This is a genomic window from Neorhizobium turbinariae, from assembly GCF_023223505.1.
In the GTDB taxonomy this organism is placed as follows: Bacteria; Pseudomonadota; Alphaproteobacteria; order Rhizobiales; family Rhizobiaceae; genus Neorhizobium; species Neorhizobium turbinariae.
The window spans coordinates 1-14,084 of sequence record NZ_JALPRY010000014.1; the positions used below are offsets into that span (position 1 = coordinate 1).

The 14,084-nt window shown below is 61.2% G+C and carries 11 protein-coding genes; 2 read left to right on the forward strand and 9 right to left on the reverse strand.

Annotated elements, in window-relative coordinates; genetic code table 11:
- Window positions 1–255: 255 nt before the first annotated feature.
- Window positions 256–783, reverse strand: a complete 528-nt coding sequence (locus M0654_RS12460; protein ID WP_248683379.1) for a type II toxin-antitoxin system VapC family toxin — start codon at window positions 781–783, stop codon at window positions 256–258.
- 129 nt (window positions 784–912) lie between these two features.
- Here M0654_RS12460 and M0654_RS12465 point away from each other — a divergent pair, with 129 nt between their 5' ends.
- Window positions 913–1,107 carry a hypothetical protein gene (locus tag M0654_RS12465; protein WP_248683380.1) on the forward strand — a complete coding sequence of 65 codons (195 nt, stop codon included), beginning with the start codon at window positions 913–915 and terminating at the stop codon, window positions 1,105–1,107.
- Between the two features lie 467 nt (window positions 1,108–1,574).
- Here M0654_RS12465 and M0654_RS12470 read toward each other — a convergent pair whose 3' ends face one another.
- The 7 genes from M0654_RS12470 to M0654_RS12500 all read right to left on the reverse strand — a co-directional run bounded on the left by M0654_RS12470 (window position 1,575) and on the right by M0654_RS12500 (window position 10,574).
- Window positions 1,575–2,351: a metallophosphoesterase gene (locus M0654_RS12470; RefSeq protein ID WP_248683381.1), complete on the reverse strand. Its 777-nt coding sequence runs from the start codon at window positions 2,349–2,351 to the stop codon at window positions 1,575–1,577.
- A 626-nt stretch (window positions 2,352–2,977) separates the two neighbouring features.
- A complete protein-coding gene (locus M0654_RS12475; protein WP_248683382.1) occupies window positions 2,978–3,355 on the reverse strand; it encodes a PH domain-containing protein in 378 nt (125 codons plus the stop codon).
- Window positions 3,356–3,976: 621 nt separating this feature from the next.
- The gene (locus M0654_RS12480) at window positions 3,977–5,923 is read right to left on the reverse strand and encodes a TniQ family protein (RefSeq protein WP_248683383.1); all 1,947 of its coding nucleotides are present in this window, start codon (window positions 5,921–5,923) and stop codon (window positions 3,977–3,979) included.
- A gap of 4 nt (window positions 5,924–5,927) precedes the next feature.
- Window positions 5,928–7,001 carry an ATP-binding protein gene (locus tag M0654_RS12485; RefSeq protein WP_248683384.1) on the reverse strand — a complete coding sequence of 358 codons (1,074 nt, stop codon included), beginning with the start codon at window positions 6,999–7,001 and terminating at the stop codon, window positions 5,928–5,930.
- Between the two features lie 15 nt (window positions 7,002–7,016).
- Window positions 7,017–9,257: an integrase gene (locus tag M0654_RS12490; RefSeq protein WP_248683385.1), complete on the reverse strand. Its 2,241-nt coding sequence runs from the start codon at window positions 9,255–9,257 to the stop codon at window positions 7,017–7,019.
- Window positions 9,254–10,039: a Tn7 transposase TnsA N-terminal domain-containing protein gene (locus M0654_RS12495; protein WP_248683386.1), complete on the reverse strand. Its 786-nt coding sequence runs from the start codon at window positions 10,037–10,039 to the stop codon at window positions 9,254–9,256. The genes M0654_RS12490 and M0654_RS12495 overlap by 4 nt, the downstream gene beginning before the upstream one ends.
- A 121-nt stretch (window positions 10,040–10,160) precedes the next feature.
- A complete protein-coding gene (locus M0654_RS12500; RefSeq protein ID WP_248683387.1) occupies window positions 10,161–10,574 on the reverse strand; it encodes a hypothetical protein in 414 nt (137 codons plus the stop codon).
- A gap of 631 nt (window positions 10,575–11,205) precedes the next feature.
- Here M0654_RS12500 and M0654_RS12505 point away from each other — a divergent pair.
- Window positions 11,206–11,892, forward strand: coding sequence for a hypothetical protein (locus tag M0654_RS12505; protein WP_248683388.1), 687 nt, complete (start codon window positions 11,206–11,208; stop codon window positions 11,890–11,892).
- Here M0654_RS12505 and M0654_RS12510 read toward each other — a convergent pair.
- A complete protein-coding gene (locus M0654_RS12510) occupies window positions 11,889–14,036 on the reverse strand; it encodes a DNA cytosine methyltransferase (protein ID WP_248683389.1) in 2,148 nt (715 codons plus the stop codon). The genes M0654_RS12505 and M0654_RS12510 overlap by 4 nt on opposite strands.
- Window positions 14,037–14,084: the final 48 nt, after the last annotated feature.

Genomic DNA, 14,084 nt, shown 5'->3' on the forward strand with positions numbered 1-14,084 from the left:
AGCTAATCACCAACTCAAGACAGACGGCCTTCGCCGAAGGCATACGATTCACCTCCTGGGAATGCTGTCATCGGGATCGGCATGCGGGGCAACTGGACTGCCACTAGAGTGCAAACAGCGATCACGCGAAAGCTCGTCCTCAAACACTTCGAGCTTTCATGCGCGGCTTTGGTACCGCTCAGAGCGCACCTAGTAAGCGCCTCAAACCACCTATCTGACGAGGGCATCTACGCATAGAGCCGCACTCTGCAGTCGTCACACCAGTCCTCGAGAAAACCATGCTGATTGGGACTCCCCGACTGGCTGAACGGCCCACACGCCTGATACGGGATCCAGTACTCCCGGCAGCGGGAAGTACTGGTTTATCTGAAGAAAATCCTTGGTGTTAAGCGTAGCGATGGGCATCTGGTGCTCGATTGCGATCGCTGCAATACAGAGGTCTTGACCGGGAGGACGCCTTCCCTTTGGTGATTGGTTAATCCAGAGGTTCTTCAGGTAAGGCACTTCGAGCATTTGCGCTTGAAGTTCTGCGATTCCCATTGTCATGGCAGGAAACTCAGGTTCAGTCTCAAGCAGCGCATCGTACCAGAGTCTTAGCTTTGCGGCACCAGCGGGATCATCGCGCTGTCGTTGGAGGATCCCGAACCTAACTTCTAAGATGACAGGATAGGGAATGGCGACAGGCCAGTTAGCATGCAGCCACCTCATCAATTCCGGCCCAAACCTACGCTTCTGGGTTTCGCTAACAATATTCGTGTCCAGCAGAAAAATATTGGACGTCATATGCTGCTCCGGAACGTGTTTTTCGCCGTTTACTATCCTGAATTTTCGCTCGTAACCTCGTAAAGTCGCGCAACACTCCGCCTAGTCAGCAGTGATTCGGTTAAGAATATCCTAATTGGGGAGGATGCGGTGCCCGCACGTCCGAATGAATGGAGCCGTGGTGAGGCCGAAAAGGCTATTCGCGCAGTGTTCGATGCTGCCAAAACTGGCGAAACCCAGATGGTGATCGATTTTGATGGCACCTTTGAAATCAGGTTTGTTCGCCCCCGGGTGAAGCAGCGGACGAATGAGTTCTTGGCACAAGGTGGTCCTCTTGACGAATAAATTCACCTACTCAGTCTCAAGCCTTTATGGATAGGTTCTATAAGTTGAGTGAGCCGTCGTCGGGGGCAAGGCATTGCGGCCTTTCGAATTTACATAGCATGCAACGAAGAGCCAGCCGCGGTCGTCACGCAAGTGGCGAGGCTGCCCGCAGGTTTTACAGAAGCGGTATGAGCGGGTCCCGGTTAAATATTCCAGCCTTATCAAATACGCACTTTCTTTTGCTTCTAGTCCCAACTGTCGAAATGAACGCGTAGACTCCCATACGTTTCATCGAAGCCAGTCCCGGTTACAGAATCCTCGGAGAGTTCTGCGATCGCCCTAAAAAAACCGCTCAATAATCGGCAGCCAGCCTTCATCGCATATGAGCCGGGCTGTTGTTGAGACCAAGTGCGGGTACGGCTTCTTCCGAGCCCTCGAATGACCTCATCTCCATTCTCCTTGGTCGAGGGCTTTCATTGTGCGCTTACCTATGGAGATGAATGGTAGTCGATGGTGAGCGGCGAAATCACTTCAACGGCATGTGGTGAATTCGGTGACGTCCAAAGGAGTTCGAATATCTCCGCATCAATGAGGTGCGCCGCGGTCAAACGCCCACTCGCGTAGGCCTTTGTGTCCAGAGCCAGTCTGTTTGGATATAGTTCTGGAACGCCAGTTTCTGTAGGTGTGTGCCCATGGATGACCACCTTACCGAATGTACCCTGATGGTGGAGGAAAGGTTCGCGGATCCACATGAGGTCATGGAGATCTTGTCTAGGTAATGGGATTCCCGGTTTGATGCCCGCATGGACTAAAATGTGGCGTTCCAGCTCGACGTAGCGCTGGCCCTGACGCAGGAACGCTAGGTGCTCTTTATCGAAGTGATGCCTGAAGCCCGCCAAGGTAAGCGTTTCGATGTCGAGACCATAGGAAGACAGGGTCGCGTCGCCGCCCTGGTTGGTAATCCAATGAAGCAGTCGCCTTTCCGCCCTTTCCGAGCTGCTCTCGTCAAATATGGTCAGTGGTATTGCGTCGTGGTTCCCAAGAATGAAGCGTGAGCCGGGAATTCCTCGCACCGCTTCCCTAACTTGGGCCAGCGCATCCCTCGAGAACGGCCCGCGGTCAATTATGTCGCCCAGGAAGATAATGCGATAAGGGAAGCCTTTCGCCGCTCCTTCTTTCGCAAAATGGCCCAGCATGGCCTCCAACAGATCGGCGCGACCGTGAACGTCGCCAATAACATAGGTATGAGTGGGCTGGTAAGGCATCCAAAGGCTCCAGTTTGGGCGACCCTCGCATGGCAATCGTCACCGGAGGGTTACCTTGCTATTGCCAGATCATTTGCCGCAATGACGTGAGTTATCTACTCGCGAATTGGATGGAGCTCGCGTGGTACCTACGTTGCGAATGTCGAAGACACCTGCAGACCGCAGACGCTTCTATCGATCAATGTGCCAAGTGGATGGCCGAGATCTTGCTTTGTTTATCTCTCTGGATAGATCCCGAAGCATTTCGATCGTGATCGTATGCAGTGATCCATCAGACGCTGAACAGACAACGAAAGGCACTGGATCTTTCCAAGGATCAGCAGACAAAGATTGGATGCCGTGTGCTAGCAGGTTGCGCGACTTGGCGAGCCGCTCGACGGTGTCGATGTAATCTGTCAACTCCCTGGTGATTTGTTTGGCAGCTACTTTTCGCATGTGGGTCCGCCAACGGGTTATGATCGCGCCTTTTGCTGCCGTCATATCCGAACCTGACGCGGCTAGGTCACGACGCATCTCCGTCTCAAGAAAGCTCCAGCACACCTGGACCTGTCCGATCTCGAACTTCAAATCATCTATGGTTGGATAAGGAGGGGAAGAGACTGTCATTTGGCCGGGTTGGACGAAGGCTACCGCAGAACGCCTGTTGCAAGCGCTCGCTGGATTCCTCGAACGTCCGTGCCCTTCTTCAGTGTCTTGCTGATCGGCGCGGTACTGCCGGATACCCAAATTTTCAGCTCAGAATCGAGATCGAACGTTCCGGCTGTTTCCACGGCGAAGCGCGTGATCGCTTTATAGGGGATCGACGTATAGTCGACCTTGCTGCCCGTGATCCCCTGAATGTCGACCAATATCACGCGGTGCTGCGTGAATACGAAGAAGTCGCGGATGACTTTGAACGCGAGCTGAGGTTGTTCGCCCTCAATAAACACGCCATTTAGTCGCTTATCGAGATCCGCTGGATCTACCGTTGAGCCGTGACCCAAAAGTCCATCGAACAAACCCACGTTCGCCTCCCTTGACTGGGTATGTGTCGAGCTTAGCTGGGATTATCAGTGAAGGGTACCCGAGCCGTCTCGAATGCGCCGCTAGTGCTCAGGTCTCTGGATCCAGAGAAAGGTCGGCATCCTTCTTCGTGTAGTGCTGATCAAAATGCGAGACAATATTGATATTGTGAACCGCTTCCGGCCGCTCTCTGGGCCCTTACGGCCTGTCACCTCATGCCTGCCTAACGTAGTTCTCCGAGCCCTCCCAGGATGGGATGCCTCCCAGCCGAAGCTGAGAGGCAATCTGTTGCATGCTTTGAGTAAGAACTATGCTTTCAGGTGACCAAACTTTGGTTTCCCGGACACAAAGGTTGGAAAGACGCTTCTGAAATGTCACAAAAACGCTTTCCCGAACGGAATTTACCAGCGAAATCAAATACCCAAAAAACCGTTTGCACTTCCAATGTCACGGTTTCGCCCTCTGTTATGTCACGTTTTCACCACCCGTTGCCGCCCGGATTTCGCCAAAAGAAAAACCCGCCGAAGCGGGTTTCAATGCTCTCGAAATCTCGATGCGGACTCGACGACGACGTCCCCTGGGTGCCCGGCGGCCCCTCCCGGCTACGGTCGGCAGCCCCGCCCTTAGATGCCCGGCAGCCCCTCTCTCCGGTAGAAGGTAGCCGCCCCCGGCTCCTCGAACGCAGGAACCATTCCACCCTCCGCCAGCCGCTTCTTCACCAGCGCTATCTGTCCTCGGCCCTTCGCGTACTCGAAGAGCGAGATGTATGCCCGCTGGAAGTCCTCGAGTGCCGCTGGCAGGATGTAGGTCTGCGGCGTCCGGTGCAGCGGGTTGTCCGCTACCACTGTTTTCAGGAGACCTGCTGCCGCCAGCCGCCTGACCGTTTTCGTCGTGGTCCCAAGCATGCGCTCCGTGCATTGGAAAGTGATCCCGGGAGGCGAAGCCGCATGGAACGCGGCCTTGACCTCGAGGGGATCGACGAAGATGCTGTCGAAGCCGAATTCCCTGGCCTTGCGTTCGTCGACGGTCGCCGACGCTATGGTTCCGTCGAGTATCAGTGCGATGATCTCGGCATAGCTCCGGTTGACGACCCTTGTCATGTCCTGCAGCGTCTTCATGCCATCCCGGGGCAGGGAGCGGGGCAGGCGGTCGAGCCGCTCGCAGAATTCCAGGTAGGACGACCTGCTCAGACGGCTTCGGCGTCGGCGGTCACGGTCCTTCTCCGCTAGGAGGCCGTGTCGGACGATTTCCTCGAGAGCGGCACCGCTGACGCCGAAGCGTGCCTTGGCCTCCTCGGCGGGCAGGCGCTCCCTCCAGTCGCCGATCAGCTTGTCGAAGGTCTCGGAGGCGATGACGACGCGCCCGTCTCCTCGACCAGTTGATTTCGCAGGCAGCAGTCCAGCGGACTCCAGGATGCTCCTCAGGGTGATCCGGTGAATGCCGTGCTCGACTTCGGCCGTCCTGATGCTATGCAGCCGCCGGGGCAGGCGCAGACCGAGAAAGGCGTCTTCCGGCCCCAGCGCGTGGTTCGAATGGGCATGCTCCGCCACGAAACGGATGATGCCGCCATATCCCTCAGCTTCGGTCCGGCTCGACAGCAGCTCCTGCAGCCTGCCGTAGAGATTCTTGAAGTGGCCGCGCCGCGACACATGCCAGTGGCGCGCGTCCCGCTTCCTCAGAAACTCGCGCAACCCGTCATGACCTAGTCGCGTGATCTGGTATCCCGCGGCGACGGCTGTCTGCCGATCCTCGCCGGAAGCTGCGCGGCGGCTGTACCTGTCTCCGAACAGCTCCATCCCGCCGATGACTTCGGTGAGAAGTAGCGCCGCCGGAACCGGAAGTGCGTCGAGCATCTGCAGATCGTTATCGCGGGGGGCGTCTGCAGGGGCCCGTGGGAGGGGATCGTCCCGCCCGCCAGCGGGAGCATCACCAGCTGCACCGACCAGGGCATCGAAGACATCGCCCGCCGCAGCCGAAGCGACCCTCCGCTGGAAGTAGACGTCCGATGCCAGAATGCAGGATCCCGCGGGAGCCGCCGCATCGTTACCAACATCCGGATCCTTCTCGGGAGCACCCCGGTGAAGCGCCAGCGTGCCAGCCAGGTCTCCGTACGAGATCCGGTCATAGTCGGAACCGACCACCGTGAGCGGGACGCCATGCTTCGCGCAATGGCCGAGGGTGCGGAGCATCCAGCCGAACCGCAGCCGCGGCCGGGCCTCAATGCGCCCGGTGCCATGTTCGATGTCCTCCCGGATGCAGCACGGGCACACGCGCGCGGACTTCGCCCAGATGTCGTTGACATCGAACGTCATGCCGAAGGCGCTGAACGTGCCACCGTTCTTCACGAGGTCGTGCCGCTTCAATACTCCGGCATCGATTCCGGTCGCGGCGGCGACACGCTCGTAATAGTGCGGCTTCTTGTTGTAGCGGGCGAGGATGCCGCGATGGATGCGGTAGTCCCACAGCCGTACGCCACGCGCTGCCGCGAGGCGCGACAAGTACGCCGACAGCGGTTCGTCGCTGGCGAGCTCGAACTGATGCGTATTCAAGGGTCTGGTCAGGATGTCCATCGTCCTATTTCCCCTCCTTCTTGCGCTTCTGCGGCATGTTCCTGCCTTCCACGACGAGTTCCTGAAGCGAGTTGCTGGGCAGGATGTCCTTCCAATCATCTCCGGCGTTGAAGATGTTCTGCGAGGGACGGCAACCGCTCTCGAGGGCGTATGCGGAGGCGAACGCGTCCACTCCCAGCGTTGCGGATTCTCGCCGGAGCGCGATCTCGCAGGCGTGCCGGGTCGTCTGGATCATCGATCCGAACGCACCGGAGGAGGCGTGCAGGAGCCGATGAACGAACTCTTCCCGGAGAATGGCGGTATCGGGCTTCAGACCGGCCTCGACTGCGACGACCTTGTTCACGATCTTCGTCATGACCGGAATGTCTTCGGGGAACGTCATCCGGCGCAGCTCGATGACCTTGCTCCGCTCCTTGAGCTGTCGGTTCGACCTGCCCGACTGGTCGAGGAAGCCTGCCAGCTCTGGAACGCCCGACAGGATAAGATGCAGCGGCCACCCTGGGATTTCCAGCAGGCTCTTGATCACGTCCGCAACCGTCTGCAGTTCCTTGACCGTGTCTCCACGCAGGACATGCTGTAGCTCGTCGATGGCGAGGAAGAGGACCCGTCGCTCGCGGAGCTGGTCCTTCCACAGTTCAAAGAGATCGGTGGCCAGGAGGCGCGGGTTGTTGACTTCGTATCCGATCGCCTTCAGGCCCTCCTTCGCGAGTCCCTTCACGGTGAGCGGCTTCGGGGCGTCCATGGGGATCAGCGGCAGGTATTCGGTCCCGTCTGCTGCCGTCCTCGGGGCGAATTCCCTGCGCTTCAGGATGTGCTTCTCCACCGCCGTCGTCTTGCCCGACCCGGCCTCGCCGACGACGAAGAGCGCCCGCCGCTTGCCCGCCTTGCCGAACAGTTCAGCCGCCGAGTTCACGATGAGCGCCTCGAATGCCTCGTCGAGGTGGATGTCGCGGGCGGTGCCGATATAGGCGGTATTCATCCCACCGATCTGCGCCGCACGCTCGCGAAGGTCGGGATCCATCGTTTCGAGAAGCGCCTGCGCGGCCTCGCGGAAGAAGAGGGCGTAGGATTTCTGCATGTCATGCTCCTTCTGTCAGTATTCGAAGTCGAGCCCGTCCTCGTCGGGAATGTCGCTGCCGCCCATGCCCGCGAAGCCGGATTCCTCCGGCCGCACGACCACTTCCGCCTCGGCGGAGGCCTCCGCCGCCCGTCTGCTTCGTCCAAGGTGGCGGAAGGCGTCGATGCCGACCTCGGTGGGGTCGAAGGGAATGCGCAGCTCTGCAAGATCGCCCTGGTCGTCGTCCTCGAGATCGTCATCGATATCCCGGTCGAAGTAGTTCTTTTCGACGATCGCGTACTGCTTCGCGCTCGGGATATCGGTGCCGAGTTCGGCGCGGGCGGACGCCGCCTGGCCCGCCCTGCGCAGGTCGTTCACCGCCTGCAGCAGCACGGACAGCTTCAGCTTCGAGTTCGCCCTCTGAATGGCCGCCAGCTCCTTTGCAGCTCCGACCCATTCCCACACCGAAACATCGTCTGGCAGGCCCATGGTCGCGTCCGCCGTGACCCATTGCTCGCCGTCCCAGAAGGAGATCTTCCAGAGGCTGAACCTGTCCACCCGGATCTCGGTGCGCGGTGCCTTCGCCCCCGGCAGCGCCGCCTGCATGCGCCGCATCTCCTGCAGCCTGGCGTGGTTGTAGTGGATGCCCAGATGCCGCACGCCCTTGTCGCCGATGGCCTTCGTAATCTTCGTTCCGAACACGTGCCGCCGCTGATCCGGATGCAGCGGTGGAAGGATGCCGTACTTGGCCGTCAGCCGGAGCCACTCGTTGTGGGGCGTGCCGCCCGCCAGGCCGTCATGCGGCGTGTGGTGGTAGATGTCGACGACGGCGCGGACGAGCAGGCGGTTCAGCTCGTCGATGTTGAGCTTGGCCTTCGCGCCGTCGGGACCCCGTTCAACGATGCTGCCGAAGGTCCGGCCCTCGAACCAGTGCATGAACCGCGCGCCCATCGTCTTGAAGAGCGACTCGATCGTGCCCCGACCGGCCGCCCAGCCCGCTGCGGTGAACTGGTGGGTGGCGCGGAGCTGGCTGACCGAAGCGCGGAAGTAGGTGGCGCGGAAGGCGGAGCCCCAATCCGTCACCAGGCAGGACAGGAGGACGTTGTAGATCCAGGGCGTGCCCGCGCCGATGACCTCCGACAGCATCGTCTTGTCGGAGACAGCCATCTCAAGTGCGGCCAGCGACGAGTGCTGGGATGGCGCTCGGGCACTGAAGCGCATCGCCAGGATGCACCTGGTGGCGACGTCGATCGCGACGGTGACCCAGATCCGCGTGCTCCGGATCAGTTCGCGCTCCTCGTCGGTCATCTTCGCGGCGAGGCCGCTGAACTGCAGCAGGACCAGGAGATCGATCATCCATTCGTCCATCTCCACGCGCTGGCCCGGCCTGACGATCTGGAGGCCGTTCATCGTCACCGGCATTCTCGCCCTCGCCACGTCGTCCCCCGATCGCGCGGAGAGCAGGTAGTACTTGCCGATCTGCTTCACGAATCTGGCGAAGAGCTCGCGCGGCGGCATGCCGAGCATGGTCCGGCCCCGCTTGGCCCGCTCTGCGTTCAGCTCCTCGATCTTCGCCTCGAGCATCAGCAGCGCACCCTTGATGTTGGGACGGAGAGGGCTTGCGTAGAGCTTCGCGTGCTCGAGCCAGATTTCGAGCTCTTCCGGGCTGTGCTTCGAAGGGATCGCTCCCGGTCCGCTGGCGGCACTGACGAGTGCCTCGACCCTGAAATTATCGGCGACATAGCTGTTGTGGAGACGCCGGAACTGCCGCGGACCAACGAGGTTGATCCACTTCGACACCTTTCCGCCGCGCGGATCGGACCGTCTCGCGTCCTCGTTGATGGTCTTCTCGATGAAGGGCAGGAGATCCTTGAGGCAGGTGGCCCCGAGCGACACCTTCTTCCGCCGGAAGCCGGACTCGCGGAGGCCCGGGAAATCTGGTCCGAACCTTTCGACCTCGAGGAAGAGCCCGATGGCGTCGGCATAGAAAAACGCCCGCTCGAGCTTGTGTTGCGTGATGTCCACGAGGTTGGGAAGACCGAGGGAAAGCTCGGATCCCGGCCTTTCGACCTTGAGCCGCCTTGCGGCTTGGATCGCGAAGATCTGCTGGTGGGTGAATTCCTCGTCGAAGCCGAACCTGTTCCTGAGTACCGTCCTCTTCATGTCCTGCTGGACGAGGAGATAGGGCTGGTCGTCGATCAGGATCCTGGAGGCGTCGCCGAGGTAGTACATCGGTACGACCGGGCTGTCGAACTCGAGGGGTGGCTCGTCGATCATCGGCAGGAGCCTCCCGGCAGTGGCACCACCTCCATCAGGCTGTAGTCCTCGATGACGCCTTGCTCCACCGGCCTGAGCCATCCTTCGTCGATCAGGCACCAGAGCGCAGCGCGGCGGTGGGCCTGGATGTCGAGGTCCTTCATGAGCTCGCCGAACCGGACCTGCCCGGTGACCGTCTTCAGGAGCTCACGAGCTTCCTCCACATCGGCGTCGTTGCGTGCCCGACGGGCGAACAGGATCCATTCGGCGTTGGCGGCGGCAGCCTCGCTGGCAAAGTGCTCGGTGGTGAAGCTGACATCGTCCGCAATGCCTTCGAGGCACCCCTGGTCCCAGATCGCCGCAAGCATGGAAATGAACACCCTCACGGGGATCTTCTTCTCGGGTTTCACCGCGATCGACACGCGCTTGCCGCTGCGCTTTTTCAGCCACAGGTCGAATGTGTGCTCACGTTTTACGCCTGCGTGGTCGACATACGTCACCCTCGGCCACTGCTCGCGCATCTCGACGACGTCCTTCGCCAGCATGATCCCGCTGAAGCGTTGCTCGAGCGAGCTTTCCATCAGCATCTCGGTGTGGTTCAGGGGGTTCACGGGCCGCGCGCGGGTGTTGAACGGAGACTTGTCGGACGGTCTGCGGGTCGCGCAGGAGGGGCGGGGCGGGCGCTCGAACGTCTCCTCGACGGACGGCCTTAGGTAGGTCGTCTGCTCCGGGATCCGGTAGTCGGAGCGCACTCCATGCCGTGTCTCCAGCAGGAAGCGCTTGATGTGGTGCTCTGGTCTCATGATTATGTTTCCTATCGCCGCGGTGGCGCTCGGCTGTCCCCTACCGACGGACGCGCGTCACCACCGCCGGAACCGCTCGGGCTCCTTCGCACGCCGATGTCAGACTTGTGGCGTTCGCCCTCTACTGGTCGCGCAGGTTGCGTTTCATGTAGCGCCGCCCTTTTGTCGTGGGTTCCGCCGCCTTCCACGCCTCGAGGGGCGTCGAACGGGGGGTAGGGGCGATCCAGCGGTCGCAGACGCGGTGCCATTCGATCCCAAAGATCATCGGCAGATACAGCCGCTCCACGGCGCGGAACTCGGCCTCCGACGGCACCCGCAGCGATCGGCCGAAGCGAACCACGCGGGCCTTGATCTCCGCGATCAGGTGGCGGTACTGCGTCGCGATGCTGCACCGGAAGGCTCCGGTACCAAGCGTGTCCACGATCGCGAACTGGAGCGCCAGCACATCGACGTCTTCCGCAGCTTCCTCCGGCAGCCATTTACGGAAATGTGGATGTCGGCGCAGCAGCCTTTGGACGATATCTTCTGTGTTCATCTGGCTCTCCTGTGACACGGGTCTCCGTTGCCGAGCTGGTCGAGCCGGGTCCGGAAGCCCTTGTGGGCATGGGGAGGCGCTCCGGCGCATGGTTTGCGCAGGCTGCAGCCGCCGATGTTGTCGTGATTTCGTGTGGTCGCGCTAGCCTATAGCGCTGTCGTCCGGCTCGTGGTTCATCGTCTCGCTCCGTTTTTTCATTCTATAGCCGAAAACGAATCGATCTTCAGGAGCCGATCGCCAATTTTTTTTCGCGACAGGTTTTCTTTGAATTGCGAGGTGGAGTTGTGTCCGGTGTTCGATGGGCATGGCTGGTCTCCGTCGGGGCTATCCGTTGAGGACGGCGGAGGTCGGACGGCGGGACCGCTTCCCGCTCAGTTCGCGTCTCCGCGATAGGCCCGTATCAGTTTGCGCATGAGTTCTCTCCAGTGAGAAGCCGCACCGAGGCTGCCAGTAAGCGCCCGCTTTTCCGGATTGTCCACCGGTTTATTTTGCTCCCCCGATGTTGACCCCGCTGCCCGCCCGGGATCCGATCACGCGTGCTCGCCCGCGTGTGAGCGCACGTCAGCACCTCCCCCTTTGTCTGTTGCACGGCCTTTCGAGAAGCTTCCTCCGAAGAACCGGAGGATCCCACATGCACCCATACGTCAGAACGCGCGCTGCCGAGATCGATGAGAAGCTGGGGCCAGTCCTCAAGGAGATGGGGCTGCGCAAGCGCGTCTTCACTCACCCCTACGAGTACGAGTTCTTCTTCTCGAAGCCGCGCCGCAAGGATCTCGTCAAGCCGTTCTCGCCCGTATCGATCTTTTTCTGGCGGGATCCGGATCTAAGGGAAGCCGAATGGCACGCCGCCACGGTCAAGATCGGGCACTGGTCCGCGCGCGCGGTCGGCGACTCCGGCTGGACCCGGTTCGGAAAGTGGGACGAGACTGAGGAGGAAGGGCTGCATCATCGGGACGATCTCTTCGGTTGGCTCGAGGGCGAGATCCGTGCCCGCGGCCTGGTTGAGCTGCGACCGGAACGGCCCGGCGAGGTGGCGACCGAGGAGCTGGAGGAGACCTACCTGCGCCTTCAGTCCATCGTGCCCGACATTGCGATCGTCTGGGTCGAGACAGAGTATGGACGGTACGAAGCCGTCACCTTTCAGGATCCCGAAGGCAGAAGGATTCACATCTGCTTCGCGCCGTACAGGTTCACCCCCGTGCTGGTCGACGGACAGAAGATCGGCACGTGCAGCGGGCCCGAACGCGCCGCCGTCATCGCCGAGGTGTTGTCGAAAGGATCCGGCGACTTCGGGACAAGCTTCAGCGTCAAGCTCTAGTCAGGCGGGCCCTGCGGGAAGAGAGCGTCCGTCCACAGGTCGTTCAGAGCCTCCTCCGCCCGGCGGCTGCCTTCGGCCGCCTCCACGATCTGCCGCAGCCGGGTCCTCCGCTTGTGGTTCGGCTCCACATCCCTGACCGAGGCTCCGCGGAGGACATGCTCCACCTGCAGTTCCACGCCTGCAGGCCAGCGCGGGCCCAGCCGGACCGGCTTTCGTCCGATAAGGCTCGCATCGACTAGAGTTTCACCCAGCGCCGCTGCGAGGTCAGCTCCGCTCAGGGCGGCGCGTATCTGAAGTCCGATCACCTTGGCCACGATTGGCGGGAACGCGTCTCCCACCATCGCGACCTGTCCGCTCCTTGCAGCCAGGAACGTCCAGCCCGGAGGGAAACCCTGCGCGCGTGCAAGCACTTCGACTGTCATTTGCGGCTTGAAATCCAAGCCAGTCACCTCCGCCACCGACGGCGGATCCTTTGCGATTGTCGATATGTCGAATCCTTGGAGACGCCATGGCCCCAGCCACTCCTCGCGCTTCTCCGAGGTGGTCGTCAGGATCGTTGGCAGCATGCTCCCGGCATGGGTGCTTCTCCAGGATTCGGCCCAGCGGTCGTAGATCCACTGCTGGCTTTCACGGGGTACCGAGGTCTTTAGATTTTCCGGCGTCTCATGCCGGACGACCAAAGGACCCAGCACCTCGGCGACAGATCTCTCGACAGGATTCACCTGCGGCAACAGGAAGGTGCCCGGCTGGTCGTTCCTGATGCCGACGATCACGAGCCGCTCGCGGGTCTGCGGGAGACCGTAGTCCCTCGTTCTTATCCGCACGACGTCGACGCGGTAGCCGAGCTCGGAAAGATCGCCGTAGATTTCGGCCAGATAGGTGGCGTGCTGGGTCGCCAGCCCGGGCACGTTCTCGAACATGAAAGCGCGGGGCCGCGCGATACGGACGGCTCTCGTCATCTGCGGGAAGAGGTTGTCCTTGCTGTAGCGGCCCGATCGCGCGGAAGCAGCCTGCGAGAACGGCTCGCAGGGAGGTCCCGCGGCCAGCAGGTCGATTCCTTCGAATCCTGCGAGGACGTCGTCCGAAAGTTCCGTCACATCATGCCTGTGGACAGGCCAGGCTGGCCAGTTGCGCTTGAGTGTTTTGACGCGGTTCCAGCTCTTCTCGTACATCGCCGCGTGCTCGAATCCAGCAGACATGAGACCTATGGCCTGCCCGCCTGCACCCGCGCATAGCTCGAGCACGCGGAGCTTGGGGGATAGAGGTTGAGCGCTCACGAGGCGGTTCCGTGAATCCTCTTCTGGAGGGCATATGTCTCGCAGCGCGTCGACGAACTCGCTGGAGAAGATCGCCCCGGATCCCTTTCCGAAGGCGAATCCTCCTGCATGGCCGAACTTGCCCGCCGCAAGGCGGCGCAGCACCTGGTGGGCGGCTTCGATGCGGCGCTCCTGCGCGGTCGCAGCTGCAAGGCCGGACAAGGACTCGTCTGCCCCCAGCAGGCCTTCGAAATCGGCGAGCACGCTCGAAGACAGACGTTTCAGCCGCCCGTGCGCCGTATCGTAGCCGGACCTGTGCCGGAACACCTTCCGGCCTTCGTCAGGATGGCAGGGAACATACTCCCAGATGAAGTGCTCGAGGAGGCCCAAGAGATCTTCGATTCTTGCCCGCAGTTCCGGGATCGCGCGTTCTGCTTTCGCCGCCGCCCGGAGGAGCAGGCGGTCGGCAAGCATCTCCTCCTCGCGTCCGCTGTCGCCGAGCGTTAGGCGCTTCTCATGCATGACAATCTGCTCCAGCCGCGCATCGCCGACTGGATGTCCGGCCTGCAGAAGGCTGATGGCGTGCTGTCGCACCTTTCCTTCCGAGGCCGCGACCATCTTTAGTGCGAACGGCGACATGCTCGCTCGTATCCGGCCCTCTTCAATGGCAAGACGATGGATGTTGTCGAGGGCTGCGATGTCTTCCGCCGACATGCCGACACGCATTTCCATAAGCGCTTCGGCTGTAGAGGACGCTGCGCCGGAACGCATGCGGGCGACAATGGCGGCGGTCTCGAGGACGGCTTTGCCCAGGCCTTCCAGCTTCTTCCTGAGATCATCCGCCTCGGACAGCATCCGGGCTTCTTCCGGTCGATTTTCGGTCGCCATGCGCCGCTCCTTTTCTGGAACCGGTACATTGAAGACGTTGCCATGGTA

Coding starts and splice junctions, on each gene's coding strand:
- M0654_RS12460 (WP_248683379.1), bottom strand. CDS start 783: ATGACGTCCAATATTTTTCTGCTGGACACGAATATTGTTAGCGAAACC.
- M0654_RS12470 (WP_248683381.1), bottom strand. CDS start 2,351: ATGCCTTACCAGCCCACTCATACCTATGTTATTGGCGACGTTCACGGT.
- M0654_RS12480 (WP_248683383.1), bottom strand. CDS start 5,923: ATGGACATCCTGACCAGACCCTTGAATACGCATCAGTTCGAGCTCGCC.
- M0654_RS12485 (WP_248683384.1), bottom strand. CDS start 7,001: ATGCAGAAATCCTACGCCCTCTTCTTCCGCGAGGCCGCGCAGGCGCTT.
- M0654_RS12490 (WP_248683385.1), bottom strand. CDS start 9,257: ATGATCGACGAGCCACCCCTCGAGTTCGACAGCCCGGTCGTACCGATG.
- M0654_RS12495 (WP_248683386.1), bottom strand. CDS start 10,039: ATGAGACCAGAGCACCACATCAAGCGCTTCCTGCTGGAGACACGGCAT.
- M0654_RS12500 (WP_248683387.1), bottom strand. CDS start 10,574: ATGAACACAGAAGATATCGTCCAAAGGCTGCTGCGCCGACATCCACAT.
- M0654_RS12505 (WP_248683388.1), top strand. CDS start 11,206: ATGCACCCATACGTCAGAACGCGCGCTGCCGAGATCGATGAGAAGCTG.
- M0654_RS12510 (WP_248683389.1), bottom strand. CDS start 14,036: ATGGCGACCGAAAATCGACCGGAAGAAGCCCGGATGCTGTCCGAGGCG.